15 protein-coding genes and 1 tRNA gene are annotated in these 19,556 nt (G+C 62.2%); 4 read left to right on the forward strand and 12 right to left on the reverse strand.

Annotation, left to right across the window (positions count from 1 at the left end; genetic code table 11):
* Nucleotides 1-66: 66 nt before the first annotated feature.
* The 10 genes from pstB to AAFG13_RS28030 form a co-directional block, all read right to left on the reverse strand.
* Nucleotides 67-840 (reverse strand): phosphate ABC transporter ATP-binding protein PstB, encoded by a 774-nt coding sequence (pstB, locus tag AAFG13_RS27985; protein ID WP_342713408.1) that lies wholly within the window; start codon nt 838-840, stop codon nt 67-69.
* A 332-nt stretch (nt 841-1,172) separates the two neighbouring features.
* Nucleotides 1,173-1,946, reverse strand: coding sequence for an enoyl-ACP reductase FabI (gene fabI / locus AAFG13_RS27990; protein ID WP_212312184.1), 774 nt, complete (start codon nt 1,944-1,946; stop codon nt 1,173-1,175).
* Nucleotides 1,943-3,136, reverse strand: coding sequence for an acetate/propionate family kinase (locus tag AAFG13_RS27995; protein WP_212312182.1), 1,194 nt, complete (start codon nt 3,134-3,136; stop codon nt 1,943-1,945). The genes fabI and AAFG13_RS27995 overlap by 4 nt, the downstream gene beginning before the upstream one ends.
* Nucleotides 3,133-4,551, reverse strand: coding sequence for a bifunctional enoyl-CoA hydratase/phosphate acetyltransferase (locus AAFG13_RS28000; protein WP_212312180.1), 1,419 nt, complete (start codon nt 4,549-4,551; stop codon nt 3,133-3,135). Before AAFG13_RS28000 ends, AAFG13_RS27995 begins: the two co-directional genes overlap by 4 nt.
* Complete coding sequence (locus AAFG13_RS28005; RefSeq protein ID WP_342708829.1) at nt 4,548-6,362, reverse strand: alpha/beta fold hydrolase; 1,815 nt, start codon at nt 6,360-6,362, stop codon at nt 4,548-4,550. The genes AAFG13_RS28000 and AAFG13_RS28005 overlap by 4 nt, the downstream gene beginning before the upstream one ends.
* Entirely contained in the window at nt 6,359-7,999 is a 1,641-nt protein-coding gene (locus AAFG13_RS28010; protein WP_342708830.1) for a PEP/pyruvate-binding domain-containing protein, read from the reverse strand. Before AAFG13_RS28010 ends, AAFG13_RS28005 begins: the two co-directional genes overlap by 4 nt.
* A 13-nt stretch (nt 8,000-8,012) precedes the next feature.
* Nucleotides 8,013-9,941: a hypothetical protein gene (locus tag AAFG13_RS28015; protein ID WP_342708831.1), complete on the reverse strand. Its 1,929-nt coding sequence runs from the start codon at nt 9,939-9,941 to the stop codon at nt 8,013-8,015.
* A gap of 451 nt (nt 9,942-10,392) precedes the next feature.
* Nucleotides 10,393-11,934: an NAD(P)/FAD-dependent oxidoreductase gene (locus tag AAFG13_RS28020; RefSeq protein ID WP_342708832.1), complete on the reverse strand. Its 1,542-nt coding sequence runs from the start codon at nt 11,932-11,934 to the stop codon at nt 10,393-10,395.
* Between the two features lie 393 nt (nt 11,935-12,327).
* Nucleotides 12,328-12,963 carry a PAS domain-containing protein gene (locus AAFG13_RS28025; protein ID WP_342708833.1) on the reverse strand — a complete coding sequence of 212 codons (636 nt, stop codon included), beginning with the start codon at nt 12,961-12,963 and terminating at the stop codon, nt 12,328-12,330.
* Between the two features lie 288 nt (nt 12,964-13,251).
* A complete protein-coding gene (locus AAFG13_RS28030) occupies nt 13,252-14,025 on the reverse strand; it encodes a hypothetical protein (protein ID WP_342708834.1) in 774 nt (257 codons plus the stop codon).
* 524 nt (nt 14,026-14,549) lie between these two features.
* On the opposite strand from AAFG13_RS28030, the gene AAFG13_RS28035 reads away from it, so the two are divergent.
* The gene (locus AAFG13_RS28035) at nt 14,550-14,834 is read left to right on the forward strand and encodes a hypothetical protein (RefSeq protein ID WP_342708835.1); all 285 of its coding nucleotides are present in this window, start codon (nt 14,550-14,552) and stop codon (nt 14,832-14,834) included.
* A 12-nt stretch (nt 14,835-14,846) separates the two neighbouring features.
* Nucleotides 14,847-16,457: a recombinase family protein gene (locus AAFG13_RS28040; protein ID WP_342708836.1), complete on the forward strand. Its 1,611-nt coding sequence runs from the start codon at nt 14,847-14,849 to the stop codon at nt 16,455-16,457.
* On the opposite strand, the gene AAFG13_RS28045 is transcribed toward AAFG13_RS28040, so the two are convergent.
* Nucleotides 16,428-16,504: transfer RNA gene (locus tag AAFG13_RS28045), tRNA-Arg, on the reverse strand. The two genes, AAFG13_RS28040 and AAFG13_RS28045, sit on opposite strands and share 30 nt — an antisense overlap.
* 129 nt (nt 16,505-16,633) lie before the next feature.
* Here AAFG13_RS28045 and AAFG13_RS28050 point away from each other — a divergent pair.
* Together AAFG13_RS28050 and AAFG13_RS28055 are read left to right on the forward strand one after the other, a co-directional pair.
* Nucleotides 16,634-17,713 carry an LLM class flavin-dependent oxidoreductase gene (locus AAFG13_RS28050; RefSeq protein ID WP_342708837.1) on the forward strand — a complete coding sequence of 360 codons (1,080 nt, stop codon included), beginning with the start codon at nt 16,634-16,636 and terminating at the stop codon, nt 17,711-17,713.
* 105 nt (nt 17,714-17,818) lie between these two features.
* Complete coding sequence (locus AAFG13_RS28055) at nt 17,819-18,856, forward strand: alpha/beta fold hydrolase (protein ID WP_342708838.1); 1,038 nt, start codon at nt 17,819-17,821, stop codon at nt 18,854-18,856.
* A 38-nt stretch (nt 18,857-18,894) separates the two neighbouring features.
* On the opposite strand, the gene AAFG13_RS28060 is transcribed toward AAFG13_RS28055, so the two are convergent.
* Nucleotides 18,895-19,299, reverse strand: coding sequence for a YccF domain-containing protein (locus tag AAFG13_RS28060; RefSeq protein ID WP_212312132.1), 405 nt, complete (start codon nt 19,297-19,299; stop codon nt 18,895-18,897).
* Between the last annotated feature and the right edge of the window lie 257 nt (nt 19,300-19,556).

Here is a 19,556-nt window from a genome sequence, read left to right on the forward strand (position 1 = left end):
AGAGGGCGATGAGTTGATTTGATCATCGCGGAAGGAGCGTCTGATCGGGCTACACGTCAGTTTGTCCTAGCCGAAGCGCCCGGCAATGAAGCGCTCGGTCCGCGGATCGCGCGGCGTCCTGAAGATCTCGCTGGTGGTGGTGAACTCGATCAGTTCACCGAGGAACATGAAGCCGGCATAGTCTGAAACCCGCGCTGCTTGCTGCAAATTGTGGGTCACGATGACGATCGCATGTTCCCGCTTGAGTTCGAGGATCGTATCCTCGATCTTTGCCGAGGAGATCGGGTCGATGGCCGAGCACGGCTCGTCGAGAAGCAAGACCTCTGGACGCAGCGCCAGGGTGCGCGCGATGCTGAGACGTTGCTGCTGCCCACCCGAAAGGCTGGTGCCACTGCGATGGAGATTATCCTTCACCTCGTCCCATAGCGCAGCGCGACGAAGCGCGCACTCGATCTCGACGTCGAGATCTGCTCGCGAAATCCGCCTGTGCAATCGAATGCCAAACGCAATGTTTTCATAGATGGTCATCGGGAAGGCCGTCGGTTGCTGAAAGACCATACCAATTCGGGCCCTCAGCTGGCTTAGATCATGCTTTTGCGTCAGGATGTTCTGGCCGTCGAACAAGACTTCACCTTCCGCGCGCTGCCCGCGATAGAGGCTGTAGGTGCGGTTGAAAATGCGAAGAAGGGTTGACTTGCCACAGCCTGACGGTCCGATCAGCGCGGTGGCGTGTCCCGAATAGACCGGCATCGAGACATTCTTCAGTGCCTGTTTTCCGTGCTCGTAATAGAAGTTGACGTTGCGAACGCTGATCGTTTCGAGCGGTGACTCGGACAGCATGAAAGCTTCGGAGAGCGCAAACGCCGCGCCTAGATGGGCGTCAAAGAGGGTTGATGGCCTCAGGTCCGCGGCGATCATGTTATGGCGCTCCCGCTTGGATGATGGCTTCGAATTACCCCCGCGAAGGTTTCACTGTCTTGATCAACATCAAACGAGCGGTGCTTGAACGACCCCAACGACTATTTGCATCAGTCGCGTCATGATCTCTATCTTCGATCTGTCATCGTTGTGTCATAATGCGAGCGTCCGCGAGCCGTAGGAGCGCTATCGGTGCGCGGAGAAGTCTCTCCGCTGAGGCGACGAGGACGCGGCGTTCCCGCCCGGAACCACGCTCATGCAATGACGTGGAAGCCCTGATCGGCAAAAGTAACGGAGCCTGTTAGTGGTGCACCGGCTTCGCTGGCAAGGAATACTGCCACGGCACCGATTTGGTCGATCGTCACAAGCTGGTTGGCGGGGGTGCGCTCGCGCACGCGGTCGAGCAGTTCGTCGAACCGGTCGATGCCGGACGCCGCGCGCGTTTTGACAGGACCTGTCGACAGCGCATGCACGCGAATGTTGCGGGTTGCGAGGTCGGCGGCGAGTGTGCGAACGGTGGATTCGAGTGCCGCTTTCACCGGTCCCATCAGATTGTAATGATCCACGACCCGATCCGCCCCAAAGAAGCTCACGGTTTGCAGACTGCCGCCTGCCGTCATCAAGGGGGCGGCAAGCCTGGCCATACGGATGAAGGAATGGCATGACACATCCATCGCCATGGCGAAGCCTTCCGCGGAGCAGTTGACAAGGCTGGTGTGGAGGTCGTCGCGTGGCGCAAAAGCGATCGAGTGAAACAGGAAATCGAGCCGCCCCCACTCCCTGGTGATCCGGTCGAACACCGCTTCCAGTTCGCCGGTGATACGAACGTCGCAGGGCACAATGATGGATGTGTTGAGCGCTTCCGCGAGCGGCCGCACGTAAGGCTCCGCTTTGGCATTGAGATAAGTCACGGCGAGGGTAGCCCCCGCGGCGCGGAATGCGCGTGCGCAGCCATAAGCGATGCTGCTCTCGTTGGCGATGCCGACAACGAGGCCGCGTTTTCCGGTCAGATCCACCATAGGCGTCATCCGATGGGTTCCTTTGCTGCGAGGATCGAGCAGGTCTCGTCTGCGATGATCTGCTCTTCATCAGTCGGGATGACAAGAACGGCGATCTTGCTTCTGGAGCCGTCGATCCGCGTCGCATTGTCCGAATTTGCGGAATCGTCGACCGCGACCCCGAGCCAGGCAAGATGACGGCAGATGGCGTTACGGATCTGCGGCTGATGCTCGCCGATACCCCCGGTGAAGACGATGCCATCGAGCCCGCGTAGCGTTGTGGCGAGTGCCGCGATCTCACGTGCGATGCGCAAGGTGAAGAGATCCAACGCCTCTTGGGCTTCCGGAGCGTCGCTAGCGATCAGGTCGCGGCTGTCGGCGCTGATGCCGGATGTGCCAAGCAGACCCGAACGATGATAGAGCATGTCCTCGATCGCATCGATCGATAGCCCGCGTTGCTTCACCAGATGGATCAGGACACCGGGATCAAGCGCGCCGCAACGCGTCGCCATCGGAATGCCGTCGAGCGTCGAGAATCCCATGCTGGTGTCACGACTGATACCGGCCTCCAGAGCGCAAAGGCTCGCTCCGCTACCCAGATGCGCCGCGACGACGCGGCCGCTGGCAACATCCGGCGCGATCTGCTGCAATTGCCCGGCGATGAATCTATAGGACAGGCCATGGAAGCCGTAGCGTTTCACGCCCTGATCGAACAGTGTGCGGGGCAAAGCGAAGCGGCGCACGAGGTCGCTCTGGCTGCGATGGAACGCCGTATCAAACGATGCGATCTGCGGCAGGCCCGGACGCAGATGGCGGACGGCGCGGATCAGGCGGATGCTTTGCGGTTGGTGCAGTGGCGCAAGCGGCACGAGGGCTTCGACCGCATCTAGCATGGCGTCGGAGATCGCCTCGGGGCCGGCAAACCGGTCGCCACCATGGACGACACGATGTCCGACGGCAGCAAGGGTATTTACCGAGAAATGCCTTCTCAGCCAGCTGAGCGTTTCGTCGATCACCTCATGCAGGTCATCCGTCACAGTTGCCTTCAGCGAAATGTCGGTCGCCACGATCCCTTCAATGACGTGAAGCGCCAGAGGCCTGTGTCGCAGGTCGATAATCCCGCTGCCGAGGCGACACGGCCTGTTCGCCTCGATCGCAAACAGACCGAGCTTGATGGTCGAGGAGCCCGGGTTGAAGGTCAGCAGAATTTCACCGTTCATGGCGTCGATAACCCGGACTTGCGGCGTGCGGATGCGAGCTTGGCGAGGGCTGCCGAAGCCAACCGAACCCTCTGCGAGTCGGAGCGGCTCGTCAGGATGATCGGCACGCGGGCGCCGAGCACGAGGCCCGCCGCATCTGCGCCGGCAAGATAGATCAGTTGCTTGGCCAGCATGTTGCCGGCTTCGAGATCCGGAACAACAAGGATGTCGGCTTGTCCCGCCACGGGAGAGATGATTTCCTTGATGCGAGCCGCGTTGAAGCTGATGGCGTTGTCGAACGCCAGGGGTCCGTCGACCGCAGCGCCATTGATCTGGCCCCGCGCGGCCATCGCGGTCAATGCCGCGGCGTCCAGCGTTGCCTGCATCGCCGGATTGACGGTCTCGACGGCGGCAAGGACCGCGACCAGTGGTTTGGCGATGCCGAGAACATGCAGGAGATCGATCGCATTCTGACAGATGTCGCGCTTCTGTTCGAGCGTCGGGGCGATGTTGATGGCCGCGTCGGTGATGATCAGGGGTTTGGGATAGGTGGGGACGTCAAGGACATAGACGTGACTGATACGCCGCTCGGTTCGCAGCCGTGATTGCGTGGCGATGACAGCGCCCAGCAGTTCATCGGTGTGCAGGCTGCCTTTCATGAGGGCTTCGACTTCACCTGTTGCCGCCATTTCGACGGCACGCGCGGCTGCGGCGTGGCTATGTTCGGTCGCTACCAGTTGGAGCCCAGAAATCGAGAGTCCGGCCTGCTCGGCGGCCGCATGGATCTTGTGGTCCGGGCCGACCAGCACAGGGGTGATGAGACCCTCGTCGCGAGCTTCGATCGCCGCCTGAATGGCTTCGCCGTTGCAGGGGTGGACGATGGCCGTCAGCAGCGGTGGCAGGTCGCGCGCCTCCTGCAGGAAGCGCTCGAAACGATCGTGTCGGCGCAACGCGACCTCGGGCAGCGCAGTGCGGGGCAGCGACACCTTTTCAGTGGGGGCGATCACGGTCGCCGTTCCGGTCAGGACCTCTTCGCCTCGCTGGTTCGTACAACGGGTGTCGAACAGGACAATCCGTTTCTCCGGGCGCTTTTCCTGGACCGTGACGCTAGCGGTGATGGTGTCGCCCGGGGCAACGGGTTTCCGAAAGTGGAGATCCTGACCGAGATAGATCGTGCCAGGCCCGGGCAGCTCGGTGCCGAGCAGGGTTGAAATCAGCGCGCCGGTCCACATGCCGTGAATGATCACGTGGCCGAAAATATCGCTTGACGCATACTGCGCGTCGAGATGGGCCGGATTGACGTCACCCGACATCGCGGCGAATAGTTTGATGTCATCAGGTTTGACGAGGCGTACCAGCGAGGCTGTCTCGCCGATGGCAAGCTCGTCAAAGGTGCGGTTCACCAGCAGTGTGCCGGTCGCGGAGATGATGTTCATGGTTGCAACACGTAGGTGCCGGGAGCGTCGGTCTGTGGCGTAGAACCAATCCCTATCCCCATCGCAGGTGGCGAAATCTTTGGCGAGCTGGAACGCCCGGCCAGCCAGGCTGTCCAGGCGGGCCACCACGATCCCTGCTGTGTGGGCGTGGCAGCGACCCATTCGTCGGCGCTCAGGCAGGGATCGGTCGCAGCCTTGGACGCGATCCGGAAATGTCGGTGCGGATGACCGGGCTCGGTGACGATGCCCGCATTGTGACCACCGCTCGTCAACGTGAAGGTAACTTCGGTGTCGGAGAAGTAGTGAATTTTGTAGACCGACTGCCATGGAGCGACGTGATCGCGCTCGGTGCCGACGGCGAAGATTGGCACGCGGATATTCTGGATGGCGATCGCATGGCCGTCGACCACATAGCGGCCAGAGGCGAGATCGTTGCCGAGGAAGAGCTTGCGCAGATAGTCAGAATGCATGCGAAACGGCATTCGCGTCGTGTCCGCGTTCCAGGCCATCAGGTCGATCATCGGCGCACGCGCGCCCATCAGATATTCGCGGATCAGGCGAGACCAGATCAGGTCATTTGAATTCAGAAGCTGAAAGGCGCCTGCCATCTGCGTGGCGTCCAATGTACCGTTCTTCCACATCATGCTTTCGAGAAAGGAGACCTGGCTGTCGTCGATGAAGATATCCAACTCACCGGGCTCGCTGAAGTCCGTTTGGGCCGCCAGCAGAGTCATTGTCTTGAGGCGGTGGTCCCTCGTTTCGGCCATGGCGGCACCGGCAAGTGCCAGCAAAGTACCTCCGAGGCAGTAGCCCGCCGCATGCACCTGCTTGCCGGGGACGATGGACGCAATTGTGTCGAGTGCCGCCATGACTCCGAGCCGGCGGTAGTCCTCAAGAGAAACGTCTCTGTCATCCGCCGTGACGTTGCGCCAGGAAATGCAGAATACGGTGTGGCCTTGGCTGACCAGATAGCCGATCAGCGAGTTCTTGGGCGAAAGATCGAGAATGTAGTATTTCATGATCCATGCCGGCACGATCAGCACCGGCTCCGGATGCACCGTCGCGGTGGCGGGTGCATACTGGATCAATTCGATCAGATGATTGCGAAAGACCACCCGGCCGGGTGTCGTGGCGAGATTCTTGCCGACCTTGAACGCCTCCGTGCCTGCAGGCGGCCGTTTGGCGAGAACACGGCGGACATCGTCGCTCCAGTTGACGAATCCGGCGAGCAGATTCCGGCCTCCCGTGCGGAATGTCTCCTGTGCGACTTCGGGATTGGTCCACGGCAGGTTCGACGGCGAGAACATATCGAGCCACTGACGGGCCGCGAAGGTCACCACATCCGCATGATGCGGTGAGACGCCTGCGACGTCACGCGTGGCCTTCCGCCACCATTGTTCGGTCAGGAGAAAATTCTCGTACCAGAGCCGGTAAGGAAATTGTTGCCAGGCATCGCCACGAAATCGGTCGTCTTGAAGCGATCTCTCGGACTGATGGTCCGCTGCCGGCTGCATCGCTTCGCCGAAAAGCCGCGTCCAGTCCTGCCACAGATCAAGCGCCAACTCCAATTGCTTGCCGGGGGCAGCGCCAAGATGCATCGCCCAATCGGAATAGGCCAGCCAGAGGGCCGCCGGCGATAGCCCGCCGGTGATGCGCGCCATGGCGGCGGCCGTCGCTCGGTCGAGATCGCGAAAGGCTTCGCGCGTGAGTGAGGCTCGGTCTGCCGCGCGTTCGACTGGCGGGATGACCAGACTTGAGACAGTCTCGATCGCATCGCCGTGAAGTAGTGCGGTTCCTGTCTGGGCGTTCATGTCGGGCTCATTTCAGCGTCTTGTTTATGGGTTGGTTTCGGTTTGCCGTGGCCGTGCGCATGATGCTCGGCGCGCCATTGCTCTATTTCGGCGAGTTCGGCCTCTGGCCGTGTCACGCAGATTTCACGTCGCCCTTGATAGATGCGGCCGCTGTCTCCATCGATGGAAATCCAGTCGCCGCCCGAGATCGTTGTTCCTGCAAGGTGGGCGCGATCGGCCGCCGCCTCGATCGTCATGCCGTTGCAGCCGACGATGCAGGGTTTTCCCAATTGGCGCGCCACCAGCGCGGCGTGAGCAGTGCGGGCGCCGACCGCGGTCACGATCCCTGCCGCGACGGCAAAGCCCGCGACGTCAGCGGTACTCGTATCGGGGCGCAGCAAAATTGCCGGCTCACCAGAGGAGGTCAATCGCAGTGCGCTCTCGGAGTCGAATGCGGCTCGGCCAATGGCGATGCCGCCAGATGCGCCGATCCCGGTTATCAGCGGATCTCCGGTTACGGCCAACTCGGTTTCGGTCACGGCGTCGAGGTCTATTCCATCAATCCGCTGCAGCGCCTCGCGAGGCGTGATGAGCTTCTCGTGCACGAAATCGATAGCGATTCTAAGTGCCGCGCGCGGCGTCCGCTTTGCAGACCGCGTCTGAAGAATCCAGAGTCGTCCGTCTTCGATGGTGAATTCGATATCCTGCACGTCGCCGAATTCCCGCTCGAGCCGCTTGAGAATATCGCCGAGTTCGGTCTCGATCGCAGGCAGCAGGCGGGCGATCGTCTCTTCGGTGTCAGGCGTTCGTCGGCCCGAGACGACGTCCTCGCCCTGTGCGTCGAGGACGAGGTCGATCATGGGGCGCGGCAGCCCCGTAGAGGGATCGCGAGAGAACGCGACGCCGGCTCCGGACGTAAGTCCGCCATTGCCGAATACCATGGCCTGAACCGTGACGGCGGTACCGCGAAGATCCTCGAGCTTCTGGAGGCGACGATAGGTTTGCGCCCGCTCGCTCGTCCATGATCGATAGACGGCCCTGGCCGCGCCGTCGAGTTGCGCCGTCGCATCCTCGAGCCAGCCGTCATCCAGGTCTTCGATCAACCCCTGTTCGTCGGTGGCCAGACGCTCGAGCGCCTCGCTATCGAGTTCACGGAGGCCGGCAGCGGTTTCACGGGCGGTCAGTTCGGCAAGGCGCGCTGCGAATGGCGCAGGATCGAAACCCAGCACCGTCTCCGCGTAGCTTTCGAGAAAACGCCGCCGGCAGTCCCACGCCAGCCGCGGGCGGCCGGTGGTCCGGATCAGACCATGCACAGCGTCCGAGGTACAGCCGACGTCGAGTACCGTATCGAGCATGCCCGGCATCGATCGTGCAGCTCCCGACCGCACCGACACCAGAAGCGGGTGCCGGCGGTCGCCGAAACGTTTTCCGGTCGCGCGTTCCAGGAACTCGATACCTTCCTTCAATCCGTCGCGCAGGTGGCGTTCCGCGTGGGCGTCGCCATCGATGATGGCGGCGCACAGCTTGACCGGAAGTACGAAGGCTGGCGGAACGGGCAAACCGAGGGCCGCCATCCGCGTTAGATTGGCAGCCTTGGCACCGATTGCGTCGGCCGAATGCCGCTCTGTCGATCCATCGCCGATACGCACGATATGCATCGGTTAGTCCTTCCTAAGCTGATAAATTTGTCATGACATGGCGCCGCAGCAGATGGCCGAATCCAGCCAGCCGGTCAGTTGCGCGCTCGATAGCGCGGGCCAGCTCAAGAACCGACAGCGATATCGCCAAGTCGAAGCCGCCGGCGAATACTCGTGCAGTGACATTGCGCTCGCACGAATCCGCCGCGTGCTCGGCCTCAATGAGACGAACGACGGTGGCCAGCGCGTCCTCGGCGTCGGCGCGGCGTCCCTCCGGAACATCGGTGGCGGCAGCCATGCCCGAGGCTGCGGCCTCGGCACCGGATAGGGCGACCTTGCACAACTCGGCAAGTGCCAGCAGCAGCTCTGGAGCTAGTCCGGGCGGCACCAGCGAGGCGATGAAGGCGGCCTGTTCCAACTCATCAATGGCTTCCTCGATGCGGTCGATCAGTTGCTCGACGGTCGGATCAGCGTTGAGGCGTGTCACTTCGTTGCGGGCTTCAATCGCGATTCGATCGGCCTTTTGCTCGATACGGCCGGCACGGGCCGCAAGGAGCTTGCCGTCAGCCGGGCGGCCGGCCTGCAGGGCGGCGACATGGTGGACGAGAGCGGCGGCGATGTCGTGAGCCAATCCCGCCTGTCGCACGACGATAGCAAGCAGCGCGCTGTCGACACGCTCCAGATGCCTGACCAGATCGGCTTCAATTTGATCGCGGACCAGCCGAACGGATCGCCCCGCGCTTAACCCGTCGGTCGAGGCGCGCAGCGTGGTCTTGAGAAAATCGACCGCGGCGTCGCGTCCAAGTGCCTGATCCAGACGTTCGCCGAAACCAATCCGCGTCGGCGCTGCATTTCGCACGGCGGCGCCGATCAGTTCGCCGCCGCCAAGTTCCAAGAATGCCCGATGTCCGACCCGCTGTCGCGCGGCCCAGCCGAGAATGCCAACCGCGTCATTCTTGGCAACCCAGTTGCGCAGCAGTTTGCGGGCCTTGTTCCAGTCGATCAAGAACACCAGCGCCGCGCCGGTGGCGGAGAGAAACGCATCGCGCTCTTTGGCAGTTGCCGCCTGATATTGCCCGGTTACGAGATAGAAGTTTCCGTCATCGCTGAGGCCATCAGCCGAATGACGATCGAGACCGCTCCATTGGGCAGGGAATTCCTCAAACAGGCCGACAAAGAATTTGGCGCGCGCCCGGTGCACGTCGGTGTAGGTGACAGTGACCGCGTCATCCTTGACGGTGATGACCACTACATGAGCATCGGTGGTCCCGATATCGTTCTGAATCAGCAACCGGTCGCCAGATCGCGTCGCCATCGTATCAAGACCTGGATGATCGAATTTTAGCTCTCGGGTCTCCTCGAGCCCCCGCATGAAGCTTTCCACGGATTGATGGTCGTCCGGGCGCAAGCCGAAGACGTGAGCGCCTGCGACGATCTCTTCAGCGCAACCTGCTGCCAATCGATTGAGCACCTTGTGCAGATCCATTACCAGGCGATGTAGGCTGTCGCTGTCATCTTCCGTCACCCCGGTCAGCTTGGCGATCCGGGATGCTTCGATTTCGTTCGAAGCTTCCAACAAGCCTGAGGTCTGGATTGCCGAAAGGCGCGCGCTCATGGTTTCGCCCGCTGGCGGATCGCCGGCCTTCACGGCACGAATCATCGCCGCTACGTCGTCAAGGATGTCCTTCATCAATTTGGCGAGGTTGGGCGCAACGATGCGTCCTTCGCCGACGGTGTGTGCTCCATCGATCAGTGCTGCGATCGCGGCTGGCGCAATTCCGGCCGCGCGGCATTCAACCTGCAAGTCTGAAGCCGGATGGTCTGGCTGGAAGGCGCGGTGGGCCGCGGCCTGGAGGGCGCTCATGCGGACCTTGATGCAGTCATTGGCTGCGAGCGCATCCGCAATGAAGGACGGTAACAGAATGTCGGCTTGGCCGAGCTGTTCGACAATTTGAGACTTCATGGTTCACCGACTGAAATTCGATGACGCCTATATGCCTCGCGTTTGCGGCAGTGTTATTGCGCTACATCATTCATGAAACTGTCGTATTTCGTCGGAGATTGCCGCTTAAGCCGAGGCTCCGCTTGAATACCATCGATGAGGACGCCGCGCGATCTTGCAAATGAGATGAAGAGCCGAGCCACCGGCAAGATCGTCCGAGAGACACGGACCGTGCCGGGCGCCGAGGCGCGAAAGCGTGCCAAATAAATTTCGAAGAATACCCCAGCGACACTTACCTCACAGAGATCGAGAACTGGCGCATGTGTCGGGGTGGACCCGTCGAGTCGACAGTGAAGCGGCTTGACGCTCCCTTCGACGAAGCAGATCAAACGAAAAAAATCGATCAGTCTTGAAAAGATCGGTCATTGACCGGATGGAGTACGACAAAACAAAGCGTTGTTGAGGAGGATTTTCAGGTACTCGTGTCCACTCGCGTTGCAGCGCGAGCGGCCCAGCCACCGCCGAGAATTGCGCCGGTGAAGCCGCCGCCGCCGGTGAAGGCCGAGGCTAGGTACAGCCCGTCGATCGCGGTGACGGCCGAAGGCATGAATCCGCGCGATTCTGGAGCAAAGCCGTAGAGCGAACCGCCGGGGGTATTGAGGTATTGCTGGAATGTCTCCGATGTCGACATCTCGCGATGGACGATGGTTGCGGCAATACCGGGAAATTGCCGGTCGAGATCGGCGATGATGCGATCCATCCAGCGATCCTTGCGCGCACGCTTCGCCTCGGGCGTGAGACCTGCCCAGTTCTGAACCCGATCGAGGCCGACCACCGCTGCAAGATAAGGGCCATCGAAATTCAATCCGGAATCGATCTGATCGTAGGCGACGAAGCCATACGGCGTGATTCGGTTTTCCGACTCCTCGCCCAGAATGGCGGCGGCGTCGCGAAATCCTGACAGCGTCGTGAGCCACGCTGGCAGGACGCTGGTTGAGTAGTGCGCCACCCCGAAGTCGTGCGAATGCCGTTTCAGCCCGAGCGACATGGTCCATAGCGAGATTGACGGACGCCGGCCCTGGTACCGCAACAGGAAGTTGGCGCGCCTGTCCTCGGGCAGCATCGTCGCCAGCACTGTGGGCGCCGCGTTGCCGAAAACGATCGGCGCCAGCTCTTCTCCAACGTCGCCGGTCTTGCGCCCGCGGTGCCGCACCCCGCTGGCGCGGTTGCCGTCCAGCAGGATAGTCTCGACCTCGCGGCCGGCCTCGACCTCGCCGCCGGCTTCTCGAATGATGGCGACCAGCCGGTCGCTCAGCACCTGCGAGCCGCCGCGAATATAGTGGCCGCCCCCGGCGAGATACGACGCCTGCGGAACGGCGAAATGGATGAACGGCATCGTGTCGGGATTGTCCGTGTAGTATCCGAGGTTGGACGCCACTGCGAGCTTGACTGCCTCGTTGTCACCAAACAGCCGACCGAACACTTCGCTGACCGTGCCGTGGCGGTCGCGAATCAGAGGCCACAGCCGCCACGGCAAGGTCGGCGCGTTCCAGAGCCACCAGCTGCGATCATCCTGGTGTTCGCTCATCGTGGCCACGGCTTGCCGGACTGCATGGATACGATCGAAATATTGCTCAATGCCCCTGGAGGCTTCCGGAAAATGCGCCTTGCACGCGGCAAGTGCTGCTTCGAACCCGTGCGGCATCACGAACGGTTTGTCGAATAGCGGGCTACGCACCTCATGCAGGTCGCCGACATCGACGAACGGAATATCACTGGAAAGCCCAAGCGCGCGAAGAATCGGTGCCTTGGGATCGCTGACGTCGAGACCGTCGATCTCGTGCAGCGACGCTTCGATGGCCAACGCGCCGTGACGATAGACCGTGGCGGCGCCGCCAAAACTTTCATTGCGCTCTAGCACTAAAACCTTGTGTCCGGCGCGGGCGAACAGCGCCGCCGCAGTCAAGCCGCCGAGTCCGGATCCGATCACGATGGCATCGAAGTTGCGGGGCACCAACAAATCTCCCGTAAGAGTCGTTCGAGCTATCCTCGATCGTCTCGCTTGACGAGATTCCGCGCACGATAGAACGCGTATGTCTCGGCGTCGGCGATCGACATCCGAACCGCCCGCTTCGAGAGCGAAATAGCACCAACCGTCAAGCCGACCTGCGCACTGCCCGGCAGTCGTCGGCAGAACACCAGATCAATGATGGTACATTCCAAAGGTTGCCAAACCATCGTCGCAGATTGGAGCCCCGGACACGATTGCCGGGGCTCCCGTCAACTCCTCAGCCGCCTCTGTCGAGCGGTCGGCACCCTCATCGGGCGGTTCGGCGGTGACATTGCAAATTCTTTACGACGGGGACCATTACCGCATTGAGCGACATCAAAGGTCCGGGCGGGAGCCTCAACTTCCAAACTGCGACACCATCGAACTTGGGCGCGTCACCTGATCGCTCACGCCCTCGACGTGATGCAACAGGAACACGAGTCGTCCGTCGGTGTCGTGGATCGGCGTGTTGATCGGTTGCCAGTAGCGTTCCACGAAGTCTCCGGCCGGACCCTTGATGTCGTAGCGCTGGACGGACATGGCGTGGGGGCGCCCGGTCTTCGCGACGGTCTTCAGTGAATTGTAGAGATTGCTTACCCCGTCCGCAAAGGGATAGTCCGGATTGTCCGGAAAGACGTCGAACAGCGACCGCCCCAGGATGTCGTTCCGCTGTGTGAGGGTCGCCGTCGCGTAAGCGGCGTTGACGTCGACGATCACCAGGCCCGGACCCGGATCGAGCAGCAGGTACGGGTAGGGCGAATGGTCGAAGTCTGACAGAAACTGCTCCCGGATCCTCGATGCATCTACCGACCGTCTGGGTTGGCGCGCGACCGACGCGACGTCGGCGCCGACCTGTGCGGCGTCCAGCATCGCCAGTTCGCGATTCTCTCTGGCCAGAAGCCGCTCGAGCGTCGTCTTCTGGGTAGAATCCCTCGCGTCCTTCAATAACTTACTGAAATGCGCGACATTCTGCTCGCAGATGAATCTCTTCATGTCTTGGCCTGCTGCGCATCGTTGCGACATGCCACGCTCCGCCTGAGGAGGCCCCGTGGCGAGCAGGCCGCGGGACATCGCATTCGAGGACCATCTCACCAGTCGCTTACTTGCTACGAATGAGACAAAGCCGAATTTCGGTTCGGAGGCCGATTAACGCGATGTCAGACAAAGAAAATCTGGCGCGCCACGGCCGACGAAGATGGGCACTATTGCTTCGCCGTGGCGCTATGATGCGGCGGCCGCCCAAGCGATCCGATTTGCAAATTTACGACGGTCTACGATTTCTCACTCCTGTGGAGACTTCCTCTTAGAGTATGCCTTTGGATCCAAGAAGGCAGCAAAAGCGTAGCAGAGACCGAAGACAATGACGAAAGGAACCGCAAGAGCCCACCCTGCTATAGGGGACAATCTCCTTGCGCGATCGACTATCGACTTCTGGATGGGCATGGCTCGGGTAAGCCAGTCAGGGGTGCCCAAATGGCGCAGCGCTTCAATTCCACCCGACAGGTGATTCTCTCGAAACTGAGCGTCGCTAAACTGTCCTGGATTGGCCTGATACCACTCCAAGCTATGTGCAATTTCCTGCTGCAGCTCGGCGCCGTTTGGCAAGCGAGCAGCAAGGGCCAATTCCCGGCGGAAGCAGATTGCCTCGATTCTCGTCCGCAGTTCCTGCTTGTATTCGATACCGTATCGTTCCAACCTTGCGTGCGTGGCTTCATGCACAATTGTTGATGCGATCCTCTCGACGGTCGTCGCGGAGTCTGCCACGTATCGCTCGTCGAGGATACAGGCCTTGAGTGAATGCCTGTACTCGCCAAGGCCGTGGACCGTTAGGTGCACCCAAATTCGTTCAAGCACTCCGGTGATCCGGGCGTAGTCCAGCGGACTATGCTGCTTGATCAGCGACAGCGCACCTTCCACGCGCGTCAGGTCCTCCGGTGAACCCCGCCAGCTTCCGATCCAAACCCCATCAAAGTGGCGGGACGTGGATATCGCCAACTCAATTCTGTCGACGAGGCGCAGGCGAACCTGAGGCGGCTTGTGGCGTTGCTTGCGCATCCTGAACTCGGCGTTCGATCTCTGATTGATACGATACGGTACTTTCGGCCCGTTTACCGGCACGGCTAAAATTCTTAGCGGTTGCGTTAGGGATCGCTAAATGCAGAAACAGCGCAGATGAGGACGGCTAGATAAAAGCGACGGTGTCGCTCCGGGCGGTCGGGGGTCGTAAGTGTTTGTCTGCACATTGTTTTGGATGGCACTACAGCGGCACCGTATGAAGGGGCCTGGTGCCGCTCGAACCGCAAAAGCACTCAAAATCAACGCTCCGGGCGCCATCGTTCGCAGCGTAGCGTCTTGTTGCGCGTACTCGGCAGGATGTCTGGCCATGATCGCATGGGAGGCCGCTGCCGGACCAACGGTGCGCCGTCAAGGCTCGCGCTGCGCGCGACCGGCTCCGCCGGCTTACGGCCTTGACTGCGCTCCGTTGGCCCGGCTCTTTGCCGCCATGCGCTCATGGCTTGCTGTGCGCGATTGCGCTCAAGCTGCAGAGGAGGTGCGAGGTCGCAGCGCTGCAGCGTGACATGGCGTGGACTTCGGCCGTTCTGCCGATCGCCCAAGCTTGCCACAGTGGCGCCATGGCTTCCTCCCAAGAATCGCGACGACCACACGCGCCCGCATCGCTAGACGATCTCTACGACTATGCGGCGGCGCCCAGTCGTCCTGACCGACGACGGGCGAAGCGCGATTCGACAACGTGGATAGTGACGGACAACTGGCCGAAGGACGTGCCGGTGACCGAAGCCGAGATCGATGTCTTCGAAGCCTGGTTCGGTAATCTGTTCGACGAGTTGTTTGGAAAGGGCTAAGGGGGCATCACCATGGCGGCAATAGTTCGGGCGGCTCTCTACCTCCGGGTCTCGACGGGGCGGCAGGCCGATCCCGGACCAGCGCCGCCAGGCGAAGGGCTATTGCGCGTCGCGGGGCTGGGAGATCGTATCCGACTATGTCGAGCCGGGTGCGTCCGCGACCGACGATCGGCGGCCGGAATTCCAGCGCATGATCGACGCGGCGACGACCAAGCCGCCGGCATTCTGGTCCATAGCTTCAGCCGCTTTTTCCGCGACCAGTTCCAGCTTGAGTTCTATGTCCGCCGGCTGGCCAAGAACGGCGTGCGGCTGGTGTCGATCACCCAGGAGCTCGGCGACGATCCGATGAGCAACATGATCCGTCAGATCATGGCGCTGTTCGACGAATACCAGTCCAAGGAGAACGCCAAGCATACGTTGCGAGCGATGAAGGAGAACGCCCGGCAAGGCTTCTGGAACGGCGCGCTGCCGCCGATCGGCTACCGCGTCGTGGAAGCCGCCGAGCAGCGCGGCCACCGCACCAAGAAGACACTTGAGATCGATCTCATCCAGGCCGAGACCGTGCGGCTGATCTATCGCCTGGCGCGCGAAGGAAGCGGTTCGTCGGGTCCAATGGGCGTCAAGTCGATCGCCAAACATCTGAACGAGTCTGGCATTCGAACGCGCGATGGCGGACGCTGGGGCGTCGATGCCGTGCACAAGGTGCTGACGCGAACGACGTATATCGGCCGCCACCGCTTCAACACCAAGCATTGGAAGAGCCGCGAGCGCAAACCGGAGACCGAGGTCGTCGAAATGGCGGTGCCGCCGATCATTGACGCCGCGGAGTTCGAGGCCGTCCAGATGCTGCTCAAAACGCGCTCCCCGGCTCTAACCGCGCCGCGCGTCGTCAGCGGCCCGACCCTCCTTACCGGCATCTGCTTTTGCGCTGCCTGCGGCGGGGCAATGACGCTGAGGACCGGAAAGAGCGGGAGATACAGGTACTACACCTGCTCGACCAAGGCCCGGCAGGGCGAGACCGGCTGCAAGGGTCGCACCGTTCCGATGGAAAAGCTCGACAGCGTGGTGGCCGAGCACATCGAGCAGCGCCTTTTGCAGCCCAAACGTCTCGAGGAAGTTCTGTCGGCCGACCTACACCGCCGGAAAGAGCGCGCGGAGCGCCGAACGGCGCATATCGCCGAATTGCGCAAGCGTGCGGCCGAGGCGGAAGCCAAGCTCAAGCGGCTTTACGATGCGATCGAAAACGGAATCGCCGACGTCTCCGACCCGATGCTCAAGGAGCGCGTGACCGAGCTGAAGTCCGTCCGAGATCAGGCCCGCGCTGACGCCGAGCGGGCCGCGGGTGCGCTGGATCGGGCTGGGCCGAGCATCACACCCCAGGCGCTCAAAACCTTCGCCAGCCAGGCCCGCAGGCGGATGCGAACCGAGGCCGGCGGCTACCGCCATGACCACCTCCGCGCGCTGGCACAGCGGGTGGAAGTGGACGCGAGAGAGATTCGCATCATGGGGTCGAAAAGCGTACTCCTGCGCACGCTTGTCGCGGCGTCGAGCGCAAAAACGGCAGGTTTTGGAGTGCCCAGTTTTGTACCGAACTGGCGCACCCGACACGATTCGAACGTGTGACCTTTGCCTTCGGAGGGCAACGCTCTATCCAGCTGAGCTACGGGTGCGTACCGGCCACCATTTAGCTGATTGGCTCCGGGTCGGCAACGGCGTTGTCCGGCCGGTTGAGGGTTGTAAACTGCCTGCGCCAATATGACAGGCTGCCGGAAGCGGCCGTCTTTCGAGGGAGTTTGCCCATGCGTCCGCTGGAATTCGGCTGGTATCTGCCCACGCATGGCGACACCACGGCCTATGGCCTGATGGAGGCACAGGTCGCGGGATCGCCGGAACTCTGCGACCGCGTGGTCAAGGCGGCCGAGGACGCCGGGTTCGAATATCTTCTGATCCCGGTCGGCTCGGTGTGCTGGGAGGCCTGGATATCCGGCGCCTTCATGGCGGCGCGCTCGGCGCGGATCAAGCCGCTGATTGCGGCAAGGCCGGGCTATATCAACCCGGTGCTGATGGCCAAGATGATCTCGACCTTCGACCAGATGTCGGGCGGGCGGATCTGCATCAACCTGATCGCCGGGCAGAACGAGAGCGAGGTCGAGGCCGAAGGCGTGCGCTACGCGAAGGAGGAACGCTATGCGCTGATGGAGGAGGAGGTCTCGATCCTGAAGGCGTTGTGGACGACGCGCGGGCCGGTGAACTTCCAGGGCAAGTTTCACACGATCTCGGGCGCGCATATCCGGCCGCGTCCGCTGCAGCAGCCATTTCCAAAATTCTATCTCGGCGGCGGCTCGCGGCAAGCCTGGGAGGTGTCGGCGAAGCATTCCGACATCCATCTGTTCTGGGGCGACCTGCCGGAGCGCATCGCGGACAACATCGCCGAGATCCGGCGGATGGCGCGGGCGCATGACCGCGAGGACGCGATCGGCTTCGGCATGCGGCTGCAGGTGATCTGCCGCGAGAACGAGGCGGATGCCTGGGAGGCGGCCGACCAGCTGGTGCGTCACGCCACCGAGCGGCAGAAGCAGGAGATGAAGACGCTCTACGTCCGCTCCGAGGCCAACCAGCGCGTGCAGCAGCTCGCGCGCGACTATGGCGATCTCCTGATGCCGCATCTGTGGACCGGGATCACGAGGGTGCGGCCCGGTGCCGGCATTGCGGTTGTCGGTAACCCCGAGCAATGCGCCGCGACCTTGCAGGAGTTCATCGACGCCGGCTGCCACTCGTTCTGCCTGTCCGGCTATCTGCACGACGAAGAGGCCGAGCGTTTCGGCCGCCTGATCCGCCCGATCCTCGCCGCGAACAATCGCGGACGGCTCGCGGCGTGAGGTGTATCCGGAAGCTTTCCGAAAATTCATGGGTGAATCGGCGCCCGACGCGCCATGATCCAGCCGGATTGCATCGTGCCTCGCGGCATTAATGGAGACTGAACCATGCATCACGGAGCCTGGCTTGCGGCGTTGACACTGCTCATCGCGACGGTTCACGCGCCGATCGCGTCGGCAACGCAGGCGCAGATCGAGCGCGACCAGAAGCCGGTCAAGGAGATCGCCGGCGGTCGCATTGCCGTCGGCAGCGCGACCTTTCCGGTTTACCTCTCGGCCGATTGGTCCAATCCGCTGCCGGACGTCACCCGCGCGGTGCTGGTGCTGCACGGAGTGTTGCGCAACGCCGACGACTATTTCCGCGCGGCGCTGAGCGCGCAGGCCGCCGCCGGCGATGTCGGCAAGAGCACGCTGATGATCGCGCCGCAATTTTTGATCGAGCCTGATGTCGAGGCGTTCAAGCTGCCGGCGGAAGCGCTGCGCTGGAGCCTCTATGGCTGGCAGGGCGGCGAGCCCGCGGTCGCGCCCAACCCGGCGAGCTCGTTCGAGGCGCTTGATGCGATCCTGGCCAGGCTCGGCGACCGCAAGCTGTTTCCGAACCTGAAGCAGGTCGTCGTGTTCGGCCATTCCGGCGGCGGCCAGGTGGTGCAGCGCTATGCGATCGCGGTGAAGGGCGATCAGGTGCTGCTGCGCGAGGGCATCGGCGTGCGCTACGTGGTCGCCAATCCGTCCTCCTACGCCTACTTCACCAAGGAGCGGCCGGAGCCCGCGATCGCGGCGAAGTGCGAAGGCTACAACAGCTGGAAGTTCGGCATGGACGACCGTCCGCCCTATCTCGCCGAGCCGACCCCGGCCGCGTTGGAGCAGGCCTATGTCGCGCGCCGCGTGATCTATCTCCTGGGAACGCTCGACACCAACCCCAATCATCCCGCGCTCGACAAATCCTGCATGGCGGAAGCCGAGGGGCCATATCGCTACGCGCGCGGCCACGCCTATGTCGCGGCGATGCAGGCCCGCGACAACGGCACGCCGAACCACAGCGTGTGGGATGTGCCCGGCGTCGGCCACGAGGGCGGCAAGATGCTCAACTCGCCCTGCGGCCTGACCGCGGTGTTCGACATCCCCGGCTGCGAGGCCGCGCGCTAGAGTTTGCGCGAAAGCCCGCCGATCGCGATGTGGTCGCCTTACGCCGGTACGATCACCTTGCCGATCGGCCACAGCGCGATGCCGGCAAGCTTGAGATGCGCCCAGGCGAAGGGGATGCCGATAATGGTCACCGCGAGCAGGATCGCGGTGATCACATGGCCGATCGCAAGCCACCAGCCGGCCAGGATGAACCAGATCAGATTGCCGATCACGCCGAGCGGTCCGGTTCCGATATCGGACATGCCGGTGACCTCATCGCGCCGCACCGCGCGCGAGCCGAACGGCAGCAGCGTGTAGACCGCGATGTTGAAGGCGGCGCGCGCCCACGGCAGCCCGATGATGGTGACAGCCATGATGACAGCGGCGATCAGCCAGCCGAACGCCATCCAGGCGCCGCCGATCAGGATCCAGAGGATGTTCAGGAGGATAGACACAGGCTGCATGGCTGACACCTTCGCGCCGCTTCGGACGCCCCCAATATAGGCTGATATCGGGCGTGGCGGTAGGTGCGGCGCGAAAGCGCACTCGCCGCGTTGCATCTCTTTTGATCGCGACTAGAGTTTCGGTTCTGATTGAATCAGAACCGAAGCTCTAGATTCTTGTTTTGATGCGTTTTCTTCACGCGAACCGGGCCCACTTCGCTCGAAAACGCTCTAAGCTCGCGCGGCTGTGCAGGACGATGAGAAGCCTGCATCGGAAA

Source organism: Bradyrhizobium sp. B124 (assembly GCF_038967635.1).
Taxonomy (GTDB): domain Bacteria; phylum Pseudomonadota; class Alphaproteobacteria; order Rhizobiales; family Xanthobacteraceae; genus Bradyrhizobium.

What these genes read in the sequence shown, in the direction of transcription:
- pstB (WP_342713408.1), bottom strand. Translation starts at nt 840, where the DNA reads ATGCTGTCCGAGTCACCGCTCGAAACGATCAGCGTTCGCAACGTCAAC.
- fabI (WP_212312184.1), bottom strand. Translation starts at nt 1,946, where the DNA reads ATGACGCCTATGGTGGATCTGACCGGAAAACGCGGCCTCGTTGTCGGC.
- AAFG13_RS27995 (WP_212312182.1), bottom strand. Translation starts at nt 3,136, where the DNA reads ATGAACGGTGAAATTCTGCTGACCTTCAACCCGGGCTCCTCGACCATC.
- AAFG13_RS28000 (WP_212312180.1), bottom strand. Translation starts at nt 4,551, where the DNA reads ATGAACATCATCTCCGCGACCGGCACACTGCTGGTGAACCGCACCTTT.
- AAFG13_RS28005 (WP_342708829.1), bottom strand. Translation starts at nt 6,362, where the DNA reads ATGAACGCCCAGACAGGAACCGCACTACTTCACGGCGATGCGATCGAG.
- AAFG13_RS28010 (WP_342708830.1), bottom strand. Translation starts at nt 7,999, where the DNA reads ATGCATATCGTGCGTATCGGCGATGGATCGACAGAGCGGCATTCGGCC.
- AAFG13_RS28015 (WP_342708831.1), bottom strand. Translation starts at nt 9,941, where the DNA reads ATGAAGTCTCAAATTGTCGAACAGCTCGGCCAAGCCGACATTCTGTTA.
- AAFG13_RS28025 (WP_342708833.1), bottom strand. Translation starts at nt 12,963, where the DNA reads ATGAAGAGATTCATCTGCGAGCAGAATGTCGCGCATTTCAGTAAGTTA.
- AAFG13_RS28030 (WP_342708834.1), bottom strand. Translation starts at nt 14,025, where the DNA reads ATGCGCAAGCAACGCCACAAGCCGCCTCAGGTTCGCCTGCGCCTCGTC.
- AAFG13_RS28035 (WP_342708835.1), top strand. Translation starts at nt 14,550, where the DNA reads ATGGCGTGGACTTCGGCCGTTCTGCCGATCGCCCAAGCTTGCCACAGT.
- AAFG13_RS28040 (WP_342708836.1), top strand. Translation starts at nt 14,847, where the DNA reads ATGGCGGCAATAGTTCGGGCGGCTCTCTACCTCCGGGTCTCGACGGGG.
- AAFG13_RS28050 (WP_342708837.1), top strand. Translation starts at nt 16,634, where the DNA reads ATGCGTCCGCTGGAATTCGGCTGGTATCTGCCCACGCATGGCGACACC.
- AAFG13_RS28055 (WP_342708838.1), top strand. Translation starts at nt 17,819, where the DNA reads ATGCATCACGGAGCCTGGCTTGCGGCGTTGACACTGCTCATCGCGACG.
- AAFG13_RS28060 (WP_212312132.1), bottom strand. Translation starts at nt 19,299, where the DNA reads ATGCAGCCTGTGTCTATCCTCCTGAACATCCTCTGGATCCTGATCGGC.